The organism is Litoreibacter sp. (assembly GCF_039974535.1).
Classification (GTDB): domain Bacteria; phylum Pseudomonadota; class Alphaproteobacteria; order Rhodobacterales; family Rhodobacteraceae; genus Litoreibacter.
Map to the genome: position 1 here is coordinate 75,854 of NZ_JBDWIU010000007.1, position 26,015 is coordinate 101,868.

Genomic DNA, 26,015 nt, shown 5'->3' on the forward strand with positions numbered 1-26,015 from the left:
CAATCATACCGATTGCGGGTAACCCAGCCCTTTCAATACCTCCGCGATTTCCTCAAGGATCACCGGATCATCAATTGTCGCGGGCATTTTATAGTCCTTGCCATCAGCAATAGAGACCATCGTTCCACGCAAAATTTTTCCCGAACGCGTCTTTGGCAAGCGATCCACAACACAGGCCAGCTTAAAAGCGGCAACCGGACCGATCTCATCGCGCACGCGCTTTACAACTTCCTTAGCCACGTCGTCATGAGGCCGGTCCACACCTGCATTGAGACACACGAAACCCATTGGTGCCTGCCCCTTCAGCGCATCAGACACACCAATCACTGCGCATTCAGCAACATCGGGGTGGCCCGCGAGAACCTCCTCCATAGCGCCAGTAGATAGGCGGTGGCCTGCGACGTTGATCACGTCATCGGTACGCGCCATGATGTAGAGATACCCGTCCTCGTCGATCATGCCCGCATCACCGGTCTCATAATATCCTGGGAATGTGGTCAGGTAGCTTTTGACGAAACGCGCTTCAGCGTTCCACAAATTATGCAACGTGCCCGGCGGCAAGGGCAGCTTGATCGCAATCGCGCCAAGCTCACCCGCCTTCATGGGGTGACCGCCTTCATCTAGAACCTGAACATCGTATCCCGGCATCGCCACCGTGGGGGAGCCGACCTTAACTGGCAAAGCCTCAATTCCCATCGGGTTCGCCGCGATGGCGTAGCCTGTTTCCGTCTGCCACCAGTGATCAATGATCGGTTTACCCAAATGGGTTTGCATCCATTCAATCGTGTCAGGATCGGCCCGCTCCCCAGCCAGATACACGTTCTTAAGGCACGATAGATCGTAGTTCTTAACCAACTCCCCTTGCGGGTCCTCGCGTTTCACCGCGCGAAAAGCCGTAGGAGCCGAGAAGAAGCTTTTGACGTTATGCTCTTCAACCACGCGCCAAAAAGTGCCCGCATCTGGGGTGCCAACCGGTTTGCCCTCGAACACAACGGTGGTATTGCCGTGGATCAGCGGTCCATAGCAAATATAGCTATGCCCGACGACCCAACCCACATCTGACGCGGCCCAAAACACATCGCCACTGTCCACGTCATAGACGTTTTTCATGGTCCAGTTCAGCGCCACCAAATGGCCTGCCGTTGGGCGCATAACCCCCTTGGGTTGCCCCGTCGTTCCCGAAGTATAAAGGATGTAGACCGGATGATCGCCAGACACGGGCACACATCCCGCAGGCTCCACACCGTTTTGGAACTCGTGCCAGTCAAAGTCGCGCCCTTCAACAAGCGTCGCCACCTCTTGCTCGCGCTGAAAAATCACACAGAAGTCTGGCTTATGCTTGGCCATCTCAATGGCCCCATCCAGCAATGGCTTATAGTGCACAACACGCCCCGGCTCGATCCCGCATGAGCCCGCGATAATTGCTTTTGGTGTGGCGTCATCGATGCGCACGGCCAGCTCATTTGCCGCGAAGCCACCAAATACCACGGAATGCACTGCGCCAATGCGCGCGCAGGCCAGCATCGCCTCCAGCGCCTCGGGGACCATCGGCATGTAGACGATGACGCGGTCGCCTTTTTCCACCCCCTTCGCGCGCAAAGCCCCCGCGAGAGAGGCCACCCGCGTTTGCAATTCTGCGTAGGTGATCTTGGCTTTGGTTTGCGTAACCGGGCTGTCATAGATGACCGCTACCCGCTCGCCATTGCCAGCCTCCACATGGCGATCGACAGCATTGTAGCAGGTATTGACCTCCGCATCCTTAAACCATTCGTACAAAGGTGCATTGTCAGAAAAAAACGCTTTGGACGGTTTCGTGACCCAATCGATTGTCTCGGCTTGTTCCATCCAAAACCCGTTAGGGTCTTCAATCGAGCGCAAGTAAGTATCGGCATATGTCATCGGGTCCCTCCTCGTTCCGCAGTAGACTAAAGCGGTAGAACAAGCAGCGCACAAGGCCAACTTTAGCCAAAGAAAGCCCTGTGAGGCAATGAGACGCCGCCATGTGAAGAACAGGCGGCCTCGCAAAACCGCCTAGCGCGGGCGTTAAACCAATTCAGGCTCTCGACCCAAGCGGGTTGCCAATGGCGCTACCGTCAGTCCCTGCACGATGATCGAGAAGATCACCACCACATAGGTCGCCGTCAGAATCACGGGTTTCCATTCGTTGTCAGGCAAGGACAATGCCAAAGCGACAGAGATGCCGCCCTTCAGCCCACCCCATGTCATGATCGGTATCACACCACGCGAAAATTCGCGGAACGGGCGCAAGATTAAAATGGGAACCGACACCGCAGCGAGCCTTGCTACAAGCGCCAAGACGATCGCCAGCAGCCCAACAACCACGCCATCAAGCGAGAACGCCACCGCGAAGACCTCAAACCCGATGAGCAAGAACAACACCGCATTCAGGATCTCATCGATCAGCTTCCAAAAGCCATCCACATATTGCCGCGTCGTCTCAGACATCCCGTATTTGGTGCCAACATCGCCGATGAACAGCCCCGCGCACACAGCCATAACCGGGCCTGAGATATGCAAATACACGGCCAACGAGTAGCCACCGAATGCCAGCGCAAGGGTGATCAAAACTTCCAATGAGTAGTCATCAATCCGGCGCATCACGCGGAATGTCAGCCAGCCAAGGACGACCCCAAGCAGCGCTCCCCCCACGGCTTCTTGCAAGAACAGCTTGCCCGCGTCGGCCAATCCACCCCCGCCGTGCGCCTCTCCATGTGCGTCAATGGCAGGGAAGGCCAAACCGACGAGCACCAAGAACACCACATAGCCCACGCCGTCGTTGAACAGACTTTCGCCCGCAATTTTGGTCTCCATGCTCTTCTTCAGATTGGCTTGGCGCAGCACGCCCAACACCGCCACGGGGTCCGTGGGCGAAATCAACGCGCCGAATACCAGAGCGATCATGATCGGCATGCCTGTGATCCATGCGAAGCCGAAGCCTGCAATGACCGTGGACAATCCGACGCCCAGCGTCGCCATCAAGGCCACCACCCGCCATTCGCCGCGCAAGTCGGCCAATTTCACGTGCAATGCACCGGCAAACAGCAACAGGCCCAGCATGCCTTCGAGCAAGGCTTCCGAGAAGTCGATAGACGTCACCACCGAGCGCACCTGATCGGCCACCCCAAGATGAGGCGCGAAGACATCTAAGACCATGACCCCCATGGATGCCAAAAGCGCTACGATGAGGATACCGATAGAGGACGGCAGTTTTAAGAATAAGTAGTTGACTGTGCCAAAGGCTGCGGCAAGCACCAGCAGCAGCGATGCAATTTGCAATAGGTCCATATCAGGGGGCTCCGTCTCACTGTCCGTAGGGCGCCCTCTTATGGGGCGGTTTGTGACAACTTATCGTATTTCGCCCCACAAACCAGCGGCAATCCCCAACAGCGTGCTTTGGTCGCTGCCTTGGGCCTAGGTGCCACAGAAGGTTTGGCGCACCAATTGTTGCTCGCTTGGGGCGGTTTCCAGATCATCAAACTCTGCGCGGTCCTCAAATGGCGCGGCCAGCGCGTCGTTTAACCGGTGGAACGGCGCATAATCACCCTGCATGCCCGCTTGGATTGCTTCCTCCACTCGGTGGTTGCGCGGGATGATCGCGGGGTTCGCCGCGCGCATAATGGCTTCATCACCGCCGCCCCACTCGACCTCCCATGCATCAAAGCTTGTCGGGTCGACAAATTCGTCACGCGCCCCCCGCCCACGCGCCATCGCGCGAAACACCCGCGTGAAGTCCGCTTGATTGTCAGCCATACGGGTCAACAAGTCCTGAACCAACGCCACCTGCGCGTCGCCACCTGTGGCAAAGCCCACCTTGGCGAAGAACACGCGCTTCCACTCGGCGGTGTAATGGCCCCCAAAGGCCTCCAACGCGTTACGCGCGGCTGAGACCGCCTTGTCGCTGTCTTCATCGATTTGGGGCAACAGGCTGGAGGCCAATTGGGCAAGGTTCCACACCAATACCTCCGGCTGGCCTTGGTAGACATAGCGCCCTTGCTGATCAATTGACGAGAACACCGTCGCAGGGTGGTAGGCGTCCATGAAGGCACAAGGACCGTAGTCGATTGTTAGCCCGCCCACATGCGTGTTGTCTGTGTTCATCACTCCGTGGATGAAGCCCAAGCCCATCCATTTGGCCACCAGTTCTGCCTGCGCTTTGATGACCGCATCAAGGAAGCCCAAGGCATCGCCCTGCGCCACCTGCGGGTAATGCCGAGTGATCGCGTGATCTAGCAAAAGCGAGACCGCCTCTTGATCATCGCGGGCCGCGAAATATTGGAATGTGCCGACCCGAATATGCGACCGCGCAACACGGGTCAGGATCGCGCCGGGCAGTCCGGTTTCACGCTGGACACGCTCCCCAGTGCTGACTGCTGCCAAAGCCCGCGTGGTGGGGACGCCAAAGGCCTGCATCGCCTCGCTTACGATATACTCGCGCATGACCGGCCCAAGCCCCGCCCGCCCATCGCCCATCCGCGAATAAGGGGTCGGACCGGAGCCTTTGAGCTGGATATCCCAGCGCGCCGCATCAGGCCCCACAACTTCGCCCAAGACATTGGCACGGCCATCCCCCAGTTGAGGGGACCAGCCGCCGAACTGGTGCCCAGCATAGACCTGCGCCAACGGGTCCGCCCCGTCCGGCATGGCGTTGCCCGCAAGCATTGCCAATCCATCATCCGAGCGCAGCCACTCCGCGTCCAATCCCATCTGCGCCGCAAGGCCCGTATTCAGAGAGATCAACGCAGGCGCCGCCACAGGCTTGGGTGGCAGCTTGGTATAGAAGCGCTCCGGTAGGCGGGCATAGGAATTATCGAAACTAGGCGAAATCACAGCCGTGCTATCCGCTCGTTCAGCAGATCGAAGAACCCGTCCGCATCAATATCACCCATGAACATCGCATTCGGGACGCGATCTGTGACGCCCCACCAGTCGGCCACCGTCATGCCTAGCGTCAGCTCTGAGGCCGTCTCAATCTCCACATTCACATGGCGACCTGTGAAAAGCTCCGGTTTTAGCAGATAGGCGATCACGCAAGGGTCGTGCAAAGGCGCGCCAGCGGAGCCGTATTTTTCCTTGTCGAAGCGCTCGAAGAAGTTGGTCCATTCGGCCACCATCCGCCCCGCATCGTTGCCGAGGTTTCGAAACGCTTCGACCCGCGCGTGGGTGGTGAGCGCCTTGTGTGTGACATCCAGCGGCATCACGACAATCGGCACGCCCGAGCCAAAGACCTGCTTCGCCGCTTCCGGATCTACGTAGATGTTGAACTCCGCCGCAGGGGTGATGTTGCCAACCTGAAAGTAAGCACCCCCCATCAGCACGATCTCTTGAACCTTCTCGACCACATCGGGGGCGCGGGTGAACGCTGTGGCGATATTTGTCAGGGGGCCTAAAGGGCATAGGGTCACGCTGCCCGCCGGCTCCGTGTGCAATGTCTCGATAATGAAATCAACCGCGTGTTGATCTTGGAGCGCCATCGTCGGGTCAGGCATCACAGGGCCATCAAGGCCCGTTTTGCCATGCACATGCTCTGCCGTGACCAGCTTGCGCGAAATCGGCGCGTCGCATCCCGCAAAGACCAACGTGTCTGGCTTGCCCGCCAACTCGCAAACGATACGCGCGTTTTTCTGCGTCAACGGAAGCGGCACGTTGCCCGCCACCGCCGTTATACCCAATACATCCAACTCTTCGGGGGAGCCGAGTGCGAGCAGGATAGCCACCGCATCGTCTTGTCCAGGGTCAGTGTCGATAATGATTTTGCGTGGTGCGCTCACAGCGGTCTCACTTTCAGCTTTGTCAGGCGGTTTTGTTGGCGCTCCAGCACCTCGAACCTAAACCCATGGAATGAGAACACCTGCCCCATAGTCGGGATCGACTGCGCCTCGTGAATGACGAGACCTGCGACAGTGTTGGCCTCCTCATCGGGCAAGGTCCAATCGGCCATACGGTTGAGGTCGCGAATGGTCATCGCCCCGTCCACCACATAGTTGCCGTCGGCTTCCGGTTTCAACGCTTCCACTTCAGCCACGTCGAATTCGTCGGTGATTTCACCCACGATTTCTTCCAAGATGTCCTCAAGCGTGATCAGCCCCTGCAAGGCACCGTATTCATCCACTACCAAGGCAAAATGCGTGTGCAGCTTGAGGAACTGACGCATTTGGTCATCAAGCGCAGTGGTCTCTGGCACAAAGTACGGCTCACGAACCACATCCATGATACTAAAGCCGCTCAAATCGCCCGTGATCCCATCAGGGCCACGCAGGGTTTTATCAACTGCGCGCAACAAGTCCTTCGCGTGCATGACGCCCACGATATTTTCCTGCTCGCCTTGGTAGACGGGCAAGCGCGTGAAGCGGCTTTGCAAACATTGGCTGATCACCGCATCGGGCGCGTCTTCGGCATTGATCATCTCAATCTCTGAGCGGTGGAGCATGATCTCCTCCACATCGCGCTCGTTCAAATCAAGAGCGCCCAGCAACCGGTCGCGCTGCTCCTTGTGAACGACGCCTTCCTCGTGCCCCAATGCCAACGCACCTGCAATTTCCTCATGAACCGACAGGATTTGGCTATCAGGGTCAATCTCTACTCCGAACAGCTTCAGCATGCGGCGCACCAAGGCCCGCACCGCCGTCACCATGGGCGCGAAGACCAACACCACAACCGAGATCGGACCAGACACCCGCGCCGCCGCAGTTTCTGAATTCGTGATCGCGTAGGTTTTTGGAAGCACTTCGGCGAAAATCAACACCAGCAACGTCATAACGAGCGTGGCCCACGCCACGCCGCTTTCGCCGAACGCCTTAGTAAACAAAGCCGTCGCCAAGGACGCGGCAAGGATGTTCACAAGGTTGTTCCCCAGCAGCACAGACCCGATCAGGCGCTCGTTGTCTTCGGTGATCTGCAACGCTCGCTCCGCCCCCGGCGAGCCTTTGTCGGCCTGACTGCGCAATTTACCGCGTGAGGCGGCAGTCAATGCGGTCTCCGACCCCGAAAAGAACGCGGAAAGCAGGAGCAGCACCACAATCCCCCCTGCCGTGAGCCAAAATGCTGTGTCAAAAATAGTTGATGCGTCGTCCATCCGGGTTTTCGGTCCTGTAAAAGAAAGCTAAGTCAGAGTTATGGGGTGCCAAGCCACCTGCTTCAAGGGAAACCGCCATATGATGAATATCCAAGATTTAGGCGAGCTGTCTGGCGACCTGCTGCTGTTTGGCGGCGCCTACTCGAATGTGCAGGCGTTGGAAGCCCTGATCGCATGCGCGAACGCCCGCAACATCCCTGCCTCCAACTGCCTCTTCACGGGAGATGTCGTGGCCTACGGCGCGGATGCCTTGGCGTGCAGCCAATTGTTGGCGGAGTTCAACTGCCCCGCAATTTTGGGCAACTGCGAGCAGCAACTGTTAGATGGCGCATCGGATTGTGGCTGCGGGTTTGAGGAAGGCACCGCGTGCGATGTCGCCTCGAAGACGTGGTTTACCCATGCAACAGCCCAAATTGGTGCGCGTGCCGAAGGTTTTTGGGGCGATACCCCCGACTGGTTACTCCTTACCCATGCTGGTAAACGGTATGTCGTTATCCATGGTGGCGCGATGGACGTGGCCCGATTTATTTGGCCCAGCGATAGCAGGGATGTCTTTGCGCAAGAATTCAACGCTATCGAAGCCCTTATCGGTCCAGTTGACGGCGTCATTTCAGGGCACTCTGGCGTTCCGTTTGAGCGCATGATTGACGGTAAAACCTGGATCAACGCGGGCGTCATAGGCATGCCCCCCCATGACGGCAGAGCCGCGACGCGGTACGCAGTGCTGTCCAATGATGGCCTGCGCTTTCATACGTTGGAGTACGACCACAACACCGCTGCTCGCGCGATGGAGCATGCTGGGCTTACACAAGGCTATGAGACCGGTCTCAGGTCAGGCATTTGGCCCAGCGAGGACGTGTTGCCCCAAACACTTAGGCGATAAGCTAACCTTTGGCGAGCGGGTGGTGATCCAACACCAATTCCTTCAACCGCTCGTCCAACACATGCGTATAAATCTCGGTGGTGGAAATGTCGGCGTGTCCCAGCAGGGTCTGGATCGCCCGCAAATCGGCACCATTGGCTAACAGATGCGTGGCAAAGGCGTGGCGCAATGTGTGTGGGGTTACCTTAGACGGATCAACCCCACCATCGACGGCCAGCTCCTTGATGAGCATATAAAAACGGTGCCGCGTCAGGTGACCCGCCTTGCCCCGTGACGGAAATAGGAACTTAGATGGCGGCTTGCCCTTGGCCTGCGCCGCCGCGTCCATCTCGTCGCGGGTTTCGATCCAGACTGCCACCGCATCACGTGCAGAGGCCGCCAGTGGCACCATACGTTCCTTGCCGCCCTTACCTTTGACCAGCAGCATACGTGGATCGCCCCGCGCCGCAGACACCGGCAATGTCACCAATTCGGTCACACGCATGCCGGTCGCATAGAGCAGCTCCATCATGCAGGTGTTTCGCAGCCGGTCTTCTTGGCTTCGCGCGGAGGTTTGCGCGGCCCCAAGCAGGCGATCAACCTCTTCCACGCTAAGCGTTTTGGGAAGCGATTTCTTGCGACCCGGCCCTTTGATTTGAATGGTAGGATTGTCCTCGCGCCACCCTTCTTCATAGGCAAACCGGTACAGCTGCTTTACCGCCGACAAACGCCGCGCACGGGTGGACTGGGCCAAACCTTGGTCGTCGCAATGGATCAAATAGCCCTCAACGTCCTCTCGGGATGCCGTCTCAAACGCGGGGCCACGATCATGTAACCACCCTGCGAAGTCGATCAGATCGCGCCCATAAGCCAGCAAAGTGTTTTCGGACGCATCCAGCTCGGCCGCTTGGGCATCAAGAAACGTCTCGATCCAACGCGACATGCCGGCTGGCAAGGTCAACTGCGCGGCCTTGTGATCAAGGTGAACAGCGCCATGCGCCGCGAAATGTCGGCAAACCCCAGATGGCGAAGGGTACGTAGCCCGTCCTCTAGATTGCTCGGGTCGGAACTGGCGCCGCTTTCCATAAGCTTGATTGCTTGCAACGTCGCCATGCCAAGTTTTGCCTGCTCGATCAACGGCTTCAAATCTTCTGCAGGGCCGCCGGCAACAAAGGCCCGAGCGATTGCGTTTTCCAACGCGTCCAACCCCCCTTCATCGATCAGCTTGGTGATTGCTACGTCGTCGCCTTTTGCAACAGCCCCCCAAAGGGCCGGTGTGTTTGCATCCAACCCATCGGAATTGGCCGCCTGTTCATACGCCCGCGACAAAAAGGCCAACCGTGTTGCATCCGCTCGCACGGCTTCGAGCAAGGGGATGTCCAGCAAGGCCTCCCCAAACATTTGACCAAGTGCCGGCTCCAAACCCGCACGGCGCATCGCGCGGACTGCGGCGGGCAATTGAGCAGCAACCGCATTAGGGTCTCGCGCGTTCAAAGCCGTCTCGAAAGCTTGGACTGCCTCAGCGCGATCCCAAACCCCGCCCGAGGCCGCCGGTTGACGTTCGCTATAGATGGCCAGCAATTTGGACGCCGGAATGGCCCCAGACCGTGCCAATCGCTCTGCTGCCGAAATTCTAGGTTTCCAGCCGCCGTTTTCTGACAATGCGGCAAAGGCGAAAGCATTGGGCAAAGCCAACAGCGACAACGGCTCTCCAATCGCCTCATGCATGCGAAACGCCAATGGGGTGACACGTTGTGGCCTAGGCAACGGGGCTTCGCCCTCAAACAGTTCTGGATCTAGGAAGCGCGCCAATAGCGCATCTTCTGCGGGTGTCATGGCCCCCAATGCTTTGGCGGTGTTCAACGTGACAGAAGCCCCATCCCAATCCCCTGCCCGCGCCATACAAAAAATGCGTGCTATATAAGTTGGGGACAGATCGGGTTGGCGCAACATACGTTTGCACGCAGCCGCTTCTTCCCCAGTCAACAAGCTGACGTCAAACCAGCGTTGAAACAGCGGCGCGGTTCCAGGGTCCGCCCTGTCGAGCAAGGCCTTCGCTTGCTCCAACGCACCCAAAGTCAAAAGCTCATCCACGCGGGCTCTAAACAGAATTTCCTGCTCCCCGCTATCCAGCGGAGCGGCCAATTCGGCCAACAATATACGGCGCGTCAATTCGGCAAGTGGTGGTGGCAGGTCGGACCGCAGCCCTCCCAAGATTGCAGCCAAATCTTGCGAGCTACTGGTTCCCCAAAAGTTAGCCGGCAGCCCTGTGATTGCACTGGAAACAAGACCAACCGCGTCCCGACTAGGGGCACCAAGGGTGGTCGTCACAACGGTTATCGGCGTTGCCGATTGTGCAATGTCATCAACGTTTTTGGCTTGTGGGAGTTCTGGAGGCGCAACCACTTTGGGCGCCTCAACCACGTTCGATAGCCAATCAATTGCCGAGAGCGGCTCGTCCGCATGAACACCTGTCGTCGCCAGCGCGATACAACCAGCTAAAACACCTTTTGAGACAGTTTTTTTAATTCGCATCCAATGTGACCGGTTGATTCACCTCGACCCGGCTTGGTGCCAGATCGCCTAAATACGCATAACCTATTAGGCCCAAAACGCCAATTATGATTAGGAAAATCAGAGCTTTTAGAAGCCTTATCACGCCACATCTGCCTTTTATCTGGGCACGCATTGGTGCCATCTTTTCTGCCTGTATGATGATTCATATATGGCTTTTCAGGCAAGTTCACGCCATTCAGAGCATAAATCAATAAATTGAGCGAGAGAATGCCACCGAATTCCACAACTTTGAAGCGTCCTTTGGTCCTCGTGGGTATGATGGGGGCTGGAAAAACAGCCATTGGCGGGGCGGTCGCGCGGAGTTTGGGCATCCCCTTCTTAGACAGTGACGAAGAATTGGTGCGTGCCGCCGACCGCTCCATCGCGGAAATTTTCGAGCGCGACGGGGAAGCATTCTTCCGTGCGCGCGAAACCGAAATCATCTCGCGGCTGCTTGATGGGGAGCCCGCCGTCATATCGACCGGTGGCGGCGCTTTTCTCAGCGAGCCCAACCGAGCGATGATCAACGACAAGGCGACCTCGGTCTGGTTGAAGGCTGATCTAAGCCTTCTGTGGTCCCGCGTCCGGCACAAAACGACCCGCCCATTGCTGCGCACCGACGACCCGCTTGCCACATTGACCGAGATTTTTGAGGCGCGGACCCCGATTTACGCACAGGCCCAACTTAGCGTTGAGGCCCGTCCTGAATACTCCATCGAAGATATGGCACAGAATGTTATCGCAACACTAAGCGAAGCTGACCTGCTGAAAGAGGCTGACACGTGACCCACCCACATGAAACCGTAGACGTCGCATTGGGCGAACGCAGCTACCGCATTGAGATCGGAAATGGCCTGCTGGGTAAATCTGGCGAATGGGTTGCCCCGCTGTTGACACGCCCAAAGGTGGCCGTTGTGACGGACGACACTGTCGGCCCCTTGCATTTAGGCACGCTACGCGCTGGTCTATCCGCGTCCGGCATTGAGATGGTGCATCATACACTTCCTTCTGGTGAGGCGACCAAGTGCTGGGAGTATCTAACCGAAACCGTTGAGTGGCTATTGGAGCAAAAGGTAGAGCGCGGCGATATGGTCGTTGCCTTTGGCGGTGGTGTGATTGGCGATTTGGTGGGCTTTGCCGCCGCAACCTTAAGGCGTGGCGTGCGGTTCGTGCAAATTCCCACCTCCCTTTTGGCGCAGGTTGACAGCTCGGTTGGCGGCAAGACCGCGATCAACTCCACCCACGGGAAAAACCTCATCGGTGCATTCCATCAGCCATCACTCGTGCTCGCCGACGTGGCAGTTTTGGGCACATTGACAGAGCGTGATTTTCTCGCCGGATACGGCGAAGTTGTGAAATACGGGCTGCTGGGGGATGCGGCCTTCTTTGACTGGCTAGAGGTGAACGCCCCTATCCTTGCCGCTGGCGACATCGACAAACGGATCGAGGCCGTACGCTGGTCATGCCAAATGAAGGCTGACATCGTTGAGCGCGACGAGACCGAAAAAGGGGACCGCGCACTTTTGAACCTAGGCCATACCTTTGGCCATGCCTTGGAAGCTGCCACCGGATACTCGGACCGATTGCTTCACGGCGAAGGCGTCGCGATCGGCTGTGCCCTGGCCTTTGAGGTGTCATCGCGCCTTGGCTTGTGCTCGCAAGAAGCCCCAAGCCGCGTGCGTGCGCACCTCAAAGATATGGGCATGAAAACCGACGTCAGCGACATCGAGGGGAACTTGCCCGATGCAAACGGGCTTTTGGCCCTCATGGGGCAGGACAAGAAGGTCACCCAAGGCACGCTGAACTACATCATGACGCGCGGCATCGGGGACGCCTTTGTGACCTCTGATGTGGATTCGGATGTTGTGAAGGCGGTGCTCTCGGACGCCTTAGCTTCCTAAGATCTTACGCACATAATTTCGGGTTTCTTTGTACGGTGGCACACCGCCGTGCTTTTCAACAGCGCCGGGGCCTGCGTTATATGCGGCCAGTGCCAGACGCCAGCTGCCAAACTTGTTGTACATCTGTCGTAAGTAGCGCGCCCCGCCCTCAAGGTTTTGCTTCGGATCACGCGGGTTCACCCGCAGCGCACGCGCCGTGCCAGGCATAAGTTGCGCCAAGCCGATTGCCCCGGCATGCGAGACCACTTGCGGCTTCCAGCCACTTTCCTGCTGCACGAGGCGCAAGAACAAATCCGTCGGGATATTGTGTTTGCGCGCCGCGCGTTTTGCATCCTCTAGGTAGACGCCTTTGTAGGAGCCGCGGTAGCGCGGAATGGACGTTGTTGTGACCCCGTAAGACACTTTCTTCGTGCCAGGCTGCAACTTGGTGGATGATTTATACTGCTTGGACAGACGGCCATCCAATAGCCGTGCTTGAGACCGAAAAATATTCGCCCGATTGCTGCTAGACCCAGAAGATGCCAGCCCTTCGGCAAATGCTACCTGCGGAAACGAAGGCACCGTCAGCGACAAGGCTGTCAATGCTACCAAGAACTTACGCATATTTACCGGCCCCATTCACCGCTACAAACTGAGCGCAATATAGTGGTTTGCAATTGATTAACCACCCCCTTGGCAATTTTGCGCCTACTACAGAGTGTGGTTGTAAGTCTCCCATTAACCAAATACCGACGATATAAGTACACAAAAGCGAGATTCGGGAGACGCACTCACATGGCCGGTTCAGTTAACAAAGTCATTCTCATCGGCAACCTTGGGCGCGACCCAGAGGTTCGCAACTTCCAAAACGGAGGCAAGGTCTGCAACCTGCGCATTGCCACCTCCGAGACATGGAAAGACCGCAACACAGGCGAGCGTCGAGAGAAGACGGAATGGCACTCTGTCGCCATCTTCCAAGAAGGTTTGGTCCGCATAGCCGAGCAATACCTACGCAAAGGTTCCAAAGTATACATCGAAGGCCAATTGCAGACCCGCAAGTGGCAAGACCAAAGCGGCGCTGATCGCTACTCCACCGAAGTTGTGCTGCAAGGATTTGGCGGCACGTTGACCATGCTCGACGGCCCGAATGGTGGCGGTTCTGGCGGTGGCGGTGGTGGTGGTAACTACGGCGGTGGCGGCGACGGCGGCTATGGCGGCGACCCAATGGGTGGCGGCTACGATAGTGGCCCATCCGGTGGCGGTGGCGGTGGCGGCGGCCAACCTGCACCATCCAGCGATATAGACGATGAAATCCCGTTCTAATCAGACTTAAACGGTAAAGAAAAAGGGGCCTTCAAGGCCCCTTTTTTTGTTTAATCGACTGGTTCCGATTTCGAGCGCCACAGCAGTACCGTCACGGTAAGCAACACTAAGAAAATCACGCCCGGGATAAGCACCATATATTGCAGATCCTCGCCTGATAAATTCCAGACCGCTTGAGAGCTACACCGCCCCGTTGCCGATCCGAAAGCGCAGGCCATCGCTGTTAAGTACATATAGCCCAGCGCCCACAGCCCACCGAAGCAGACAGTGACCACCGTCATAATGATTGCCATGACCCGTTGAAGAGTGCTCATGACGCTTATGCCGCTGCGCTTGCTGGGCCTTGGCCCCGACGACGACGGTTGCGTTTACGCTTGGGCGCGCCGCCGGATGGGGCCTCGCCTCCCGCTGGTTTTGGCTTGCCTTGGCCACGACGACCACCGCCGCCGCCGCCACCATTGCGCCCGCCACCACGGTTGCCACCACCGCGTGCAGGTTTCTTCTCTTCCTCGTGCCGCTCCCAACGACGACCACCTGCAACAGGAATGGTGATCTTCAGCAGCTTCTCGATGTCTTTCAACTCACCCATCTCGTCAGGTGCACAAAAGGCAATCGCCTCGCCTTCGCGGCCAGCCCGCGCGGTCCGGCCAATGCGGTGGACGTAGCTTTCAGGCACATTCGGCAGGTCATAGTTGTAGACGAACCCAACGCCCGGAATATCGATCCCGCGAGCAGCCACGTCCGTGGCCACCAAGATTTTCAAATCACCCGCCTTAAACGCCGCCAGTGAACGGTCACGGTGGTTTTGTGACTTATTGCCGTGGATAGAGCCAGCAGCGAAGCCCTTTTTATCCAGCAGCTTCATCAGCTTCTCGGCCCCATGCTTGGTGCGGCAGAACACGAGTGCAAGGTCATCGCGGTGCTTGTCCATCAGCTCAATCAGCAGGTCGTTCTTGACCGCTTTGGCGATGTAATGAACGCTCTGGGTGATCTTGTCGGCGGTCTTGCCAGGGGCCGCAACTTGCACGCGGCGGGGGTGATCAAGATAGGTCGCTGCCAGTTCTTCCATCAGCTTTGGCATGGTGGCCGAGAACAGCAAGGTTTGGCGGTCTTTAGGCAGCAGTGGTGCAATTTGGCGCAGGGCATGGATGAAGCCCATGTCGAGCATCTGATCCGCCTCATCCAGCACCAGATACTGAGCATCGCCCAGCACGACAGCTTTTTGTTGCAACAAATCGATCAAACGGCCCGGCGTGGCGACCAGAATATCGGTGCCGCGCTCCAGCGCTTTTTTCTGCGGGTTAATAGAAACGCCGCCCACAACCATGTTGATCTTCAGGTGGCCACCACCTTGGAACATCTTCAGGTTGTCGCAAATTTGCTTGGCCAACTCACGGGTCGGCGCAAGGATCAAACCGCGCACCGTGCGCGACGCAGGCTTCGTGCCGACCTTCACCAGATTGTGGATCATCGGCAGGCCGAACGCCGCAGTTTTGCCCGTGCCTGTTTGGGCCAAGCCCATAACGTCGCGGCCCGTCAGGATGATCGGGATGGCCTCTTCTTGGATCGGGGTGGGATTGGTAATGCCGTTTTCTTGCAATTTCTCGGCAATCTTTGGGGAAATCCCCAGTTCTTCAAACTTGTTCAAGTCATGTCCTCTCGTGACATGTGGGCCCCACGCCTAAAGCGGCGGTGAGGTCGCGTTAAATTGGTCGTGGAGGCGTATCCTCCACCGGACCCATTCGCGTGAATTTCGGGAACGTGTGTGCTGCGGCGATGCGATGCTTTGTGTGTAGTCAAAGCTCACGCGGCACCATGGGTGCGCAGACTTGAGTGCCAAATGGGGCTTACGCCACGATAAGTCAAGCCCGAGACCGAATTAGGGGTGGAGGATGCGTCCTCCCATGCCTAAAATGCCCATCAACGACGAAGGGGGCCCACCACATGGCAAAATCCATTATAAGCCGCTCGGCAGAGCGCGGCTTGCGCATGACCGGACAACGCCGCGTTATTGCGAAGGTGTTGGAAGAAGCCGAGGATCACCCCGACGTGGAGGAATTACACGCACGCGCATCCGCGCTGGATTCAGGGATTTCAATTGCCACTGTTTACCGCACAGTAAAGCTGTTCGAAGAGGCTGGCCTTTTGGAGCGCTTGGAGTTTGGCGACGGACGTGCCCGATACGAGGATGCGGAGCGCGACCACCACGACCACCTGATTGACATGCAAACGGGCGAAATCATCGAATTCGTAGACCCCGAGATCGAAGCCTTGCAGGAAAAGATCGCCAAACGCCTTGGCTACACACTAAAGGGCCATCGCCTTGAGCTTTACGGGGTTAAAGACACATGAATGAACGCCCCACCCAAGAGCAATTGATGGAGATTGTCGAACCTCTGCAAAATGGCGCGTTAAATGATGCTTTGGACAAGGCGCGGCGCCTTGACGTCCTGTTCCCCGACTTCCCGATCACCCAAAATCTTAAGGGGATCATCCTCAAGGAAATGGGTCGCTATGAGGATGCGCTTGTCCCCCTGCAGGCGGCGACAACCCAACGCCCTGACTATGTTGAGGCGCATAACAACCTCGGCATCGTGCTCGATAAATTGGGTCATCACAAAGACGCCGCCCGCCACTACATGTCTGCAATAGATCAAAAGCCGGACTACGCCGAGGCACTTAACAACCTTGGCTGCTTGATGAAGAACATGGACAGGTTCGAAGAGGCCCTGACACTGTTGAACAAAGCGATCAGCCTCATACCCGATTACGTCGATGCGCTTGGCAACAAGGGCCAAGTCCTTATGCATCTGGGCAACACCGAGGCGGCGATACCTGTCCTTGAGCAGGCTATAAACCTGAACCCCCATTTCTTCCGAATGCATCGGAACTTGTCGGAATGCAAAACCTACGCGCCGGGTGATCCACATGTCGCACAGATGGAGGCATTGCTCGCACAAGGTGCAGCCAGCGGCACAGATGGACAAGCGCTACAATTCGCCTTGGGCAAAGCCTATGACGATATGGGGAAGTATGATCAGGCTTTTGCGCAGTTCAGTGCCGCGAACAAGGCGCTCGATGCGGCCTCTCCCTACAATTACGCCTCCGACCAGCACTTGTTTCACCAGCTCAAAACGAATTTTACCGGTACCCTTCCTGTGGTGAGCGAACCTGCGGGCGCACATCAGCCGGTGTTTATCGTCGGAATGCCACGGTCGGGGACCTCTTTGACCGAGCAGATCCTAGCCAGCCATTCACGGGTATATGGCGCGGGCGAGCTTGAATTAATGCATACCGTGCTGCGCGACACGAAAACCTTGCGCCAACCACTAAGCGAAAACCTGTTGCGGAACATTCGCACGGGATACTTGGGCGGGCTTACCGATCTCGAGGCAAAATCCCCCGTTATCACTGACAAAATGCCGATTAACTTCCAGTGGATCGGCTTCATCTTGCAGTCCATGCCAGAAGCCAAGATCATTCACTGCTCGCGGGATGCAATGGCGGTGTGCTGGTCCATATACCGTCGCGGTTTTGTATCACCCGGCAATGGCTACCGCTACTCGCTTGCGAACATCGCGAAATTCTACCACCTGTACCAAGATCTCATGGCGTTTTGGCATCAACGCTACCCGGGCCGTATCTTGGACATGGATTACGAGATCATCACCCAAAACCAAATGCGGGAAACTCAAAGGCTGCTCGACTTTGTGGGCTTGGACTGGGAGGACAATTGCATGAACTTCCACATGACCATGCGAGCTGTCCAAACCGCGTCCTCTAACCAAGTGCGGCGCAAGATGTATCAGGGCAGCTCAGACGTCTGGCGGAACTACGAAGCGCATCTCAACCCATTGCTTAGCGCCTTGGGTGTATCGGGCGAAAAACAAGCGTAACCACCCGCCCATGTTGGCGCTAACAGCCCCTTACTTGCCCTTGCAACATTGTCGCACTATACCCTGCGTCAACGTCAACCTGACTTTAAGGACTCCCATCACATGAGCACCATCATCGACATCCACGCCCGCGAAATCCTCGACAGCCGAGGGAACCCGACAGTAGAGGTCGACGTAATGCTCGAAGACGGCACCATGGGCCGCGCGGCAGTCCCATCGGGGGCATCCACCGGTGCATATGAAGCGGTTGAGAAGCGCGACGGCGACAAAAATCGCTACATGGGCAAAGGTGTTCTGGAAGCTGTGGCTGCTGTAAACGGCGAGCTGGCGGAAAACCTGCTGGGCGAAGACGCGCTGGACCAAGTTGGCCTTGATGAGCTGATGATCGATTTGGACGGCACCGACAACAAAGGCCGCTTGGGCGCCAACGCTATCCTTGGCGTGTCCATGGCCGCTGCGAAAGCCGCCGCTGATTTCACGTCGCAACCGCTGTTCCGCTACATCGGTGGCACCTCGGCCCGCGTATTGCCTGTTCCTATGATGAACATCATCAACGGCGGCGAACACGCAGACAACCCAATCGACATCCAAGAATTCATGATCATGCCGGTTGCTGCGGAAAATGTCCGCGAAGCAATTCGCATGGGTTCCGAAGTGTTCCACACACTGAAAAAAGAGCTGTCCGCTGGCGGCTACTCCACAGGTATCGGCGATGAAGGTGGTTTTGCCCCTGCGATATCTTCTTCGCGCGAAGCATTGGACTTCATCCTGAAGGCCGTCGAAAAAGCTGGCTACAAGCCGGGCGAAGACATCCACTTGGCGTTGGATTGTGCTGCGACTGAATACTACCGCGACGGCAAATACGACATGAAGGGTGAAGGCAAAGTCCTCTCGTCCGAAGAAAACGTCGACTACTTGGCCGCATTGGTTGCCGACTACCCGATCATCTCGATCGAAGACGGCATGGGCGAAGACGACTGGGACGGCTGGGCCGCTTTGACCGCCAAACTCGGCGACAAAATCCAGTTGGTTGGCGACGATTTGTTCGTGACCAACCCTGCGCGTTTGGCAGACGGCATTCAAAAACGCTCCGCCAACTCGATGCTGGTGAAAGTGAACCAAATCGGCACATTGACCGAGACGTTGAAAGCCGTGGAAATGGCGCACCGCGCGGGCTTCACCAACGTGATGTCGCACCGCTCCGGCGAGACCGAGGACGCAACAATTGCCGACCTCGCAGTCGCTACGAACTGTGGTCAGATCAAAACCGGCTCGCTGTCGCGTTCTGACCGTTTGGCGAAATACAACCAGTTGATCCGCATCGACGAGATGCTGGGCGAAACCGCTGAATACGCCGGCCGCTCGATCCTTAAAGGTTAAAAGCTGCCTTCAGCGCTTGCTAAAATTCAGGCCCGCCACTTGGTCATCCAAGCGGCGGGCCTTTTTGTAGGCTCCCTAAGGGTTGCTAATCACGCCGCCACCCACATTCGCCCCTACGCCTGTCGTGCTTGGGCAACTCGTTGGCAACCCACGAGCCACGCGCACCGCCAGATAGGCGAATGCCTGCGCTTCTAGCATGTCGCCGTCTAAGCCGTGATCATCAATGTTGTCGATTTGCATCCCCGACAGCTCCTTTAGGCGCGCCATAAGATGGGCATTCCGCCGCCCGCCCCCGCACACCAAAACCCGCGAGGGCGCTTTGGGCATGTGCTCGGATGAGCGAGCCACCGATGCAGCACAACACTCCGTCAACGTCGCCGCTGCATCTGCGTCGGACAGGGTCTCCACCACTGGGGCAAGCCCCGCAAAGTCGTCTCGATCAAGCGATTTGGGCGGCATTTTGTGAAAGTAGGCGTGGTTCAGGAAATCATCCACGATCTGCGCATGCACGCGACCTTTGGCGGCAAGTTCACCGTCACGATCGAAGGCAAGGCCGCGCCTTGCTTGCATCAGGTCGTTCACAGGCGCATTGGCGGGGCCGGTGTCGAAGGCCAGCAATGCCCCCTCAGCCTCCGGTTGATCGAAACTTGGGTCCACATAGGTGATGTTACCGACGCCGCCCAAATTGAGAAAGGCCACCGGCTCAGACAAGCCCAAGAACTTCGCGCAAGCGAAATGGAAGAACGGCGCCAATGGCGCGCCCTGCCCGCCCAACTGCACGTCCGCGCTTCGAAAATCCCAAACCACCGAGCGTTGCAGAATTTGCGCCAACAACGCCCCGTCGCCGGTTTGATGCGTGCGGTGGTTATCCGGATCATGCGCCAGCGTTTGCCCGTGAAATCCAATAATCTCAGGCGCTTGGTCTGAATCAGCCCCCATCATACGCGACAGGATCGCCGCATGCGCGGTTTCCACGACCTCGGCGGCTGCCGCCACATCCGCACCGTCATGCCATTGCCCCAAGGCCGCAGCGATTGCAGCGCGGTCCTCAACAGAATAGGCGCGATAGTCGCTCGCGCCAAACTCGGAAATGAGTTCCCCATCGGTACGCAACAAGGCGGCATCGACCCCATCAAGCGAGGTTCCAGACATAGCGCCAAGCGCCCAAATAGGACCGGTGATCTTCAATGGCTTCCCCTTCACGGCTCTCGCACCTATAAGGCGTTGAACACTGTTTTGCAGGGACGATACCTCAATGACCTACCATGCCAAATCCGAATTTCTTTCCGTGATGATGGAGCGTGGCTTTCTAGCCGATTGCACCGACTATCAGGGCTTGGACGAGGCGCTGGCCAAAGGCGTTGTACCGGCCTACATCGGCTTCGATGCAACGGCATCCTCCTTGCATGTCGGGTCGCTAATTCAGATCATGATGCTGCGCTGGCTGCAAAAAACCGGCCATAAACCTATCGTTTTGATGGGCGGCGGCACCACGAAGGTCGGTGACCCGAGCTTCCGCGCGGATGAGCGGCCGTTGCTGACGCCAGAGCAGATCGACCAAAATATCGAGGGTATCAAATCCGTCTTTTCGCATTACGTCACCTTTGGTGATGGGCCAACGGATGCGATGATGAAAAACAACGCCGAATGGCTAGACCAGCTGAACTACCTCGACTTCCTGCGCGACGTCGGGCGCCACTTCTCGGTCAACCGGATGCTGGCGTTTGAAAGCGTGAAGTCGCGTCTAGATCGTGAGCAATCGCTGTCGTTCCTAGAGTTTAACTACATGATTTTGCAGGCCTATGACTTCATGGAGCTGCATCGCCGTTACGGTTGTGCACTGCAGATGGGCGGGTCTGACCAATGGGGCAATATCGTTAATGGTATCGATCTGACACGCCGCATTCTGGACGGGCAAATCTTTGGTCTGACTTCACCTTTGCTGACGACCAGCGACGGCAAGAAGATGGGCAAAAGCCAAGATGGTGCAATTTGGTTGAACGGCGATCTGCTCAGCTCCTACCAGTTCTGGCAGTTCTGGCGGAATACCACAGATGCGGATGTCGGTCGTTTCTTAAAACTCTACACAGAGCTTCCGGTGGACGAATGCGAACGCCTTGGCGCTCTTGAGGGCGCAGAGATCAATGAGGCCAAAATCACCTTGGCCAACGAGGTAACCACCCTTCTACACGGCGCAGATGCGGCCAAAGCGGCAGAAGCAACAGCGCGCGAAGTCTTTGAGAAGGGGGGCACCGGTGATGACCTCCCCACGCTGACATTGACGTCAGAAGAGCTCGGCGAAGGGATTTCCATCGTTCAGCTTATCGTGCGCTCCGGCCTGGCAGGATCGGGTAAGGAAGCTAAACGCCTGATCTCTGAGAACGGTGCGAAGATGAATGACGAAGCATTGACCGACGCTGGTCTATTCATCACCGCCGACAAACTGTCAGAACCAATCAAGCTGTCCGCCGGAAAAAAACGCCACGCTTTGGTTACTCTAACCTAAACAGGTGAGCTTGGTGGTCGGGGGACACCCCCGACCCGAACAATGTCGGGCCGAAGGCGCCGTTAGGTCAAACTTACCCGTAAGTATTTACAGGCGTGCCAGCGACTGCTGACATGTTCAGCAATCCGCGGGCTGTGATGGATGGGGTAACGATATGGGCTTTATTCCCCATCCCCATCAAAATTGGGCCAACTTCCAAGCCGCCAGCTTTCATTTTCAAGATATTACGCACTCCAGACGCAGCATCCGTATTGGCAAAAACCAAGACATTGGCCTCTCCCTCGAAACGGCTGTCTGGCATAATCCGTGCACGTAGTTCTTGATCCAATGCGGCATCAGTGTGCATCTCACCTTCGTAGGCAAAGTCACGGGGCTCACTATCAAGGATTTCCAACGCACCACGCATCCGGCGGCCTGTATCACAGTCCAGATTGCCGAATTGCGAGTGCGAGCAAAGGGCGATCTTTGGCACAACGCCAAAGCGGTGAACATGTCGTGCGGCCGCAATGACCGTCTCGGCAATTTTCTCCGCGCTTGGTTCGGGGTGAACATGAGTGTCAGCGACAAACAACGGCCCCTCTTCGAGGATCATCAACGACAGTGCGCCAATCGGGTGCAGCCCTTGGGTTCCCAACACTTGAGACACGTAGTTTAGGTGCCACAAATACTGACCGAATGTCCCGCAAATCAGGCTATCAGCCTCACCGCGATGCACCATCACCGCACCAATCGCCGTTGTATTTGTGCGCATAATCGCGCGAGCAAGCTCAGGGGTTACACCGCGTCGCGACATGATGCCGTGATACGTCTGCCAATAATCGCGGTAGCGAGGGTCATCGTTCGGGTTCACCAGATCAAAGTCTCGACCCGGTTTGATGGATAGACCTGCACGCTCCGCGCGGCGCTCAATCACCTCGGGTCGCCCAATAAGAATAGGCTTGTCGGTGGTATCTTCCAGCATAGCGTTTGCGGCGCGCAAGACCCGTTCGCTTTCGCCCTCAGCAAAGACGATCTTTCGCGTAACCGTCCGGGCGGCGTCAAATACAGGGCGCATGATCATCGCAGACTTAAAGACAGACCCGTCGAGTTCAGCTTTGTAGCTTTCCAAGTCCTCCAACGGGCGCTTTGCCACGCCGCTATCAATTGCCGCCTTGGCAACAGCGCTCGCAACCACGCCAATAAGACGCGGATCAAACGGTTTGGGGATGAGGTAATCCGCACCAAAGGTAAGTTGCTCACCTTGATAAGCCGCAGCGGCCTCAGCCGAAGTTGTGGCTCGCGCCAAGGCGGCAATACCTTCAACGCAGCCAATTTTCATAGCGTCATTAATTGTGGTGGCCCCAACATCCAACGCACCGCGGAAAATGAAGGGGAAACACAAAACGTTGTTCACTTGGTTCGGGTAGTCGCTGCGACCTGTGGCGATGATCGCATCGGGGGCGACCTTGCGTGCCTCTTCAGGCATAATTTCCGGTGTTGGGTTTGCCAGCGCGAAAATGATCGGTTTCGATGTCATTTTGCCAACCATGTCAGAGGTCAACACGCCCGGACCCGATAGGCCAAGGAACATGTCCGCATCCCCGATAACGTCATCAAGCGTGCGCAAATCTGACTTTTGGGCAAACGCTTCTTTTTGAGGGGTCATCTCCTCGGTGCGGCCCTCATAGACCAGCCCCGCGATGTCGCACAGCCACACGTTTTCCCGCTTCACGCCCAGCTTCAAAAGCATGTTTAAGCAAGCGATGCCTGCCGCCCCGCCGCCAGTCGAGACAATTTTGACGTCCTCGAAGTTTTTGCCCGCGACCTTCAACGCGTTTGTCGCCGCCGCGCCGACCACAATTGCGGTGCCGTGTTGGTCGTCATGGAAAACGGGGATATCCATCCGCTCGCGACAGATGTCTTCAACGATGAAGCAGTCTGGGGACTTAATGTCTTCTAGGTTGATCGCGCCAAAGGTCGGCCCAAGGGAGCACACGATCTCTGCCAATTTTTCGGGGTCTTTTTCGTCCAACTCGATATCAAAGCAGTCAATGTTGGCAAACTTCTTGAACAGAACAGCCTTGCCTTCCATTACAGGTTTGGACGCTAGCGCACCGATATTTCCCAACCCCAATACGGCACTGCCATTGGTAACCACGCCAACCAAGTTCCCGCGAGAGGTGTAATCGCGCGCGGTATCGGGTTCGGCTTTTATTTCCAAACAGGCCTCTGCCACACCGGGGGAGTATGCACGGGACAGATCGCGACCATTCGCCAATGGCTTGGTTGCTCGAATCTCCAACTTCCCCGGTTTTGGGTAGCGGTGGTAATCCAAAGCGTCCTGCCGAAGCGTCTTTTGTCGATCTTCTTCAGTGCATTTTTCAGTCATGGGGCCTCCCGGTGGCAAATTAGTTTAACGTTAAACTACATTCAAAAAACGCAGCATCAAGCGCAAAACTCCCTTTCAAAGCAAGCCTTGCAGTTTGTCTCAGCTAACGCCACTCTGCGTCAAAACGGAGGGTGTATGCCAGACATCATTGCTGAAATTCGTTTATCTACTCAAAAATTGAGTGATGACATCCCCTTTTACACGAAAACCCTAGGCCTGCGGATGGATACGATTTACCCAGCCGACGACCCAACCGTCGCGGTATTTTCGGGGCATGGCATCCGTTTGAGAGTTGAGAAGGGCGCGCCAGAACCAGCAGGCACCCTACGAATACTATCCGATGACCCCGATACCTTTGCGAATGGCGAACGTTTGTTAACTGCACCCAACGGGACACGCGTAGAAATCGTCGAGCGCAGCCCTCCAATGGTGATGCCTGAAACCCAGCACGCCTTCGTGGTGCGCCGCCTCGCCGATCAAGCGCCTTGGGTCATTGGCCGTGCCGGCATGCATTATCGCGATTTGATCCCTGACCGATTAGGCGGCTCCATTATCGCGTCACATATTCGCATTCCAGACGGCGGTCCGGTGCCAGACATGGTGCATTATCATACGGTCGGGTTTCAGTTGATCTTTTGCTATCGAGGGTGGGTTGATTTAGTCTATGAGGACCAAGGCGAGCCCTTCCGCTTGCACGCAGGGAACTGCGTCATTCAGCCGCCCGAAATTCGACATCGGGTTTTATATGCCTCTGACAACATTGAAGTAATTGAGATAGGCGTTCCAGCGGAGCATGTCACCACCATCGATCATGACATGGAGCTGCCTAACGGGGCAGCCAACCCTGACCGTGAATTCCAAGGTCAAAAATTTGTCCACCACAAAGCAGATGAAGCAACTTGGGAACCGTTTCGCATTGCAGGTTTCACCAGTCGCGACACCAGTATAGCAAAAAACACTCGCAACGTTGCTGGCGTTCAGGTGGTGCGTGCAGATGGTCAAGCGGATTGGACAAGCCACAACGCCGACATCCTGTTCACTTTCGTCATGGACGGCACGATGGTACTGCACGGCGAAGGAAAGGAACCTTATTCCCTCGAGCCCGGTGATGCCTTCGTTATCCCTCCCGGAATGAAGACCAAATACGCCAAAGCGTCAGAGAATTTGGAGCTGTTGGAAGTGTCACTTCCGGGTGTTTTCACCACCGATTAAGCAAACTGCTCGCGGATCAGGCGCTCTTCCAACCCATGCCCCGGATCAAAGAGAATACGGTGCATAACACTAGGGTCCGAGGTGATCTCGACCGACACCACGTTTCCTGCGGTCCGTCCATCTGCATCTGCCATGACGGGACGTTTCTTGGGTTCCAGCACGTCAAAACGAACCTTTGCGGTTTTTGGCAGCAATGCACCCTGCCAGCGGCGCGGGCGGAACGCGGACATTGCGGTAAGTGCCAAAACCTCCGAACCGATAGGCAAAATCGGGCCGTGCGCGGAGTAGTTATAGGCTGTGGAGCCAGCCGGAGTAGACACCAGCGCCCCGTCACAAACCAGCTCATCAAGCCGTTCGCGCCCATCCACGAAAATGCGCAACTTAGCGGCTTGCGATCCCGCACGCAGCAATGAAACTTCATTGATTGCCAATGCCTCATGGACACTTCCATCTTCTCGAATTGCCTTCATACGAAGGGGATTGATGACCTCCTCAAGCGCTTCGGACAAACGTGAGCGCAGGTTTGGCTCGTGGTATTCATTCATCAAGAAGCCGACCGTGCCGCAGTTCATCCCGTAGACGGGCGTATCGAGATGCTGCGTGCCATGCAGCGTTTGCAGCATGAATCCATCACCGCCCAAGGCCACGATTATCTCCGCCTCCTTAAGGGGGGTGTCGCCATAGGCGCTGATCATGGCGGCTCTGGCCTCCGAGGCCACATCCGTTTCTGAGGCTAAAAATGAGATTTTATTTACGTCGAGCATCGCGGCCAAGTTTCCATGTCTTTCCAAGACCTTCGCGTGAGAAGGCCGGAAACACAAGCACATCATCGGCAACTTTGGGGCGCAAGTGAGTGCCGCTAGGTCGTTTTGAAGGGTTACGGTTCAGATTATTTGCCCTTAAAAGGCCCTCAATTCTTGCGCTGCCTCCTAAGGAAGG

22 protein-coding genes are annotated in these 26,015 nt (G+C 56.8%); 9 read left to right on the plus strand and 13 right to left on the minus strand.

The window, feature by feature from the left end; genetic code table 11:
- Window positions 1–3 precede the first annotated feature (3 nt).
- From prpE to ABJN86_RS04565, 5 genes are all read right to left on the minus strand, one after another.
- Window positions 4–1,899: a propionate-CoA ligase PrpE gene (gene prpE / locus ABJN86_RS04545; RefSeq protein WP_348364863.1), complete on the minus strand. Its 1,896-nt coding sequence runs from the start codon at window positions 1,897–1,899 to the stop codon at window positions 4–6.
- A gap of 144 nt (window positions 1,900–2,043) precedes the next feature.
- Window positions 2,044–3,306: a sodium:proton antiporter gene (locus tag ABJN86_RS04550; protein ID WP_348364866.1), complete on the minus strand. Its 1,263-nt coding sequence runs from the start codon at window positions 3,304–3,306 to the stop codon at window positions 2,044–2,046.
- A gap of 126 nt (window positions 3,307–3,432) precedes the next feature.
- Complete coding sequence (locus ABJN86_RS04555) at window positions 3,433–4,848, minus strand: protein adenylyltransferase SelO (protein ID WP_348364869.1); 1,416 nt, start codon at window positions 4,846–4,848, stop codon at window positions 3,433–3,435.
- A complete protein-coding gene (locus ABJN86_RS04560) occupies window positions 4,845–5,789 on the minus strand; it encodes a nucleoside hydrolase (RefSeq protein ID WP_348364871.1) in 945 nt (314 codons plus the stop codon). The genes ABJN86_RS04555 and ABJN86_RS04560 overlap by 4 nt, the downstream gene beginning before the upstream one ends.
- The gene (locus ABJN86_RS04565; RefSeq protein WP_348364874.1) at window positions 5,786–7,093 is read right to left on the minus strand and encodes an HlyC/CorC family transporter; all 1,308 of its coding nucleotides are present in this window, start codon (window positions 7,091–7,093) and stop codon (window positions 5,786–5,788) included. The genes ABJN86_RS04560 and ABJN86_RS04565 overlap by 4 nt, the downstream gene beginning before the upstream one ends.
- Window positions 7,094–7,172: 79 nt before the next feature.
- On the opposite strand from ABJN86_RS04565, the gene ABJN86_RS04570 reads away from it, so the two are divergent.
- Window positions 7,173–7,976: a metallophosphoesterase gene (locus tag ABJN86_RS04570; RefSeq protein WP_348364877.1), complete on the plus strand. Its 804-nt coding sequence runs from the start codon at window positions 7,173–7,175 to the stop codon at window positions 7,974–7,976.
- Between the two features lies 1 nt (window position 7,977).
- On the opposite strand, the gene ABJN86_RS04575 is transcribed toward ABJN86_RS04570, so the two are convergent.
- Together ABJN86_RS04575 and ABJN86_RS04580 are read right to left on the minus strand one after the other, a co-directional pair.
- Complete coding sequence (locus ABJN86_RS04575) at window positions 7,978–8,898, minus strand: site-specific tyrosine recombinase XerD (protein WP_348365480.1); 921 nt, start codon at window positions 8,896–8,898, stop codon at window positions 7,978–7,980.
- A gap of 14 nt (window positions 8,899–8,912) precedes the next feature.
- Window positions 8,913–10,490: a hypothetical protein gene (locus ABJN86_RS04580; protein ID WP_348364880.1), complete on the minus strand. Its 1,578-nt coding sequence runs from the start codon at window positions 10,488–10,490 to the stop codon at window positions 8,913–8,915.
- A gap of 249 nt (window positions 10,491–10,739) precedes the next feature.
- Between ABJN86_RS04580 and ABJN86_RS04585 the strand changes: the two genes are divergently transcribed.
- Entirely contained in the window at window positions 10,740–11,297 is a 558-nt protein-coding gene (locus ABJN86_RS04585) for a shikimate kinase (protein WP_348364883.1), read from the plus strand.
- Window positions 11,294–12,412 (plus strand): 3-dehydroquinate synthase, encoded by a 1,119-nt coding sequence (gene aroB / locus ABJN86_RS04590; RefSeq protein ID WP_348364886.1) that lies wholly within the window; start codon window positions 11,294–11,296, stop codon window positions 12,410–12,412. The genes ABJN86_RS04585 and aroB overlap by 4 nt, the downstream gene beginning before the upstream one ends.
- Here aroB and ABJN86_RS04595 read toward each other — a convergent pair.
- Window positions 12,401–13,015 carry a lytic transglycosylase domain-containing protein gene (locus ABJN86_RS04595; protein ID WP_348364888.1) on the minus strand — a complete coding sequence of 205 codons (615 nt, stop codon included), beginning with the start codon at window positions 13,013–13,015 and terminating at the stop codon, window positions 12,401–12,403. The genes aroB and ABJN86_RS04595 overlap by 12 nt on opposite strands.
- A gap of 171 nt (window positions 13,016–13,186) precedes the next feature.
- Here ABJN86_RS04595 and ssb point away from each other — a divergent pair, with 171 nt between their 5' ends.
- Complete coding sequence (gene ssb, locus ABJN86_RS04600) at window positions 13,187–13,714, plus strand: single-stranded DNA-binding protein (RefSeq protein ID WP_348364891.1); 528 nt, start codon at window positions 13,187–13,189, stop codon at window positions 13,712–13,714.
- A gap of 50 nt (window positions 13,715–13,764) precedes the next feature.
- Here the strand turns inward: ssb and ABJN86_RS04605 are convergent, their stop codons facing one another.
- Both ABJN86_RS04605 and ABJN86_RS04610 read right to left on the minus strand, forming a co-directional pair.
- Window positions 13,765–14,028, minus strand: coding sequence for a hypothetical protein (locus ABJN86_RS04605; protein WP_348364893.1), 264 nt, complete (start codon window positions 14,026–14,028; stop codon window positions 13,765–13,767).
- Between the two features lie 5 nt (window positions 14,029–14,033).
- On the minus strand, window positions 14,034–15,362 hold the full coding sequence (locus ABJN86_RS04610) for a DEAD/DEAH box helicase (protein WP_348364895.1): 1,329 nt from the start codon (window positions 15,360–15,362) through the stop codon (window positions 14,034–14,036).
- A gap of 296 nt (window positions 15,363–15,658) precedes the next feature.
- Between ABJN86_RS04610 and ABJN86_RS04615 the strand changes: the two genes are divergently transcribed.
- The 3 genes from ABJN86_RS04615 to eno all read left to right on the plus strand — a co-directional run bounded on the left by ABJN86_RS04615 (window position 15,659) and on the right by eno (window position 18,990).
- Window positions 15,659–16,066 (plus strand): Fur family transcriptional regulator, encoded by a 408-nt coding sequence (locus ABJN86_RS04615; RefSeq protein ID WP_348364898.1) that lies wholly within the window; start codon window positions 15,659–15,661, stop codon window positions 16,064–16,066.
- Window positions 16,063–17,610 carry a sulfotransferase gene (locus ABJN86_RS04620; protein ID WP_348364900.1) on the plus strand — a complete coding sequence of 516 codons (1,548 nt, stop codon included), beginning with the start codon at window positions 16,063–16,065 and terminating at the stop codon, window positions 17,608–17,610. Before ABJN86_RS04615 ends, ABJN86_RS04620 begins: the two co-directional genes overlap by 4 nt.
- Before the next feature lie 102 nt (window positions 17,611–17,712).
- Window positions 17,713–18,990: a phosphopyruvate hydratase gene (gene eno / locus ABJN86_RS04625; protein WP_348364903.1), complete on the plus strand. Its 1,278-nt coding sequence runs from the start codon at window positions 17,713–17,715 to the stop codon at window positions 18,988–18,990.
- A 75-nt stretch (window positions 18,991–19,065) separates the two neighbouring features.
- Here eno and ABJN86_RS04630 read toward each other — a convergent pair whose 3' ends face one another.
- The gene (locus tag ABJN86_RS04630) at window positions 19,066–20,178 is read right to left on the minus strand and encodes an anhydro-N-acetylmuramic acid kinase (RefSeq protein WP_348364905.1); all 1,113 of its coding nucleotides are present in this window, start codon (window positions 20,176–20,178) and stop codon (window positions 19,066–19,068) included.
- Between the two features lie 67 nt (window positions 20,179–20,245).
- On the opposite strand from ABJN86_RS04630, the gene tyrS reads away from it, so the two are divergent.
- Window positions 20,246–21,496: a tyrosine--tRNA ligase gene (gene tyrS, locus ABJN86_RS04635; protein ID WP_348364908.1), complete on the plus strand. Its 1,251-nt coding sequence runs from the start codon at window positions 20,246–20,248 to the stop codon at window positions 21,494–21,496.
- Between the two features lie 73 nt (window positions 21,497–21,569).
- On the opposite strand, the gene ABJN86_RS04640 is transcribed toward tyrS, so the two are convergent.
- Entirely contained in the window at window positions 21,570–23,864 is a 2,295-nt protein-coding gene (locus ABJN86_RS04640) for an NADP-dependent malic enzyme (protein WP_348364911.1), read from the minus strand.
- A gap of 135 nt (window positions 23,865–23,999) precedes the next feature.
- On the opposite strand from ABJN86_RS04640, the gene ABJN86_RS04645 reads away from it, so the two are divergent.
- Window positions 24,000–25,076 (plus strand): cupin domain-containing protein, encoded by a 1,077-nt coding sequence (locus ABJN86_RS04645; protein ID WP_348364913.1) that lies wholly within the window; start codon window positions 24,000–24,002, stop codon window positions 25,074–25,076.
- On the opposite strand, the gene ABJN86_RS04650 is transcribed toward ABJN86_RS04645, so the two are convergent.
- Window positions 25,073–25,840: an NAD kinase gene (locus ABJN86_RS04650; protein WP_348364916.1), complete on the minus strand. Its 768-nt coding sequence runs from the start codon at window positions 25,838–25,840 to the stop codon at window positions 25,073–25,075. The two genes, ABJN86_RS04645 and ABJN86_RS04650, sit on opposite strands and share 4 nt — an antisense overlap.
- Window positions 25,841–26,015: the final 175 nt, after the last annotated feature.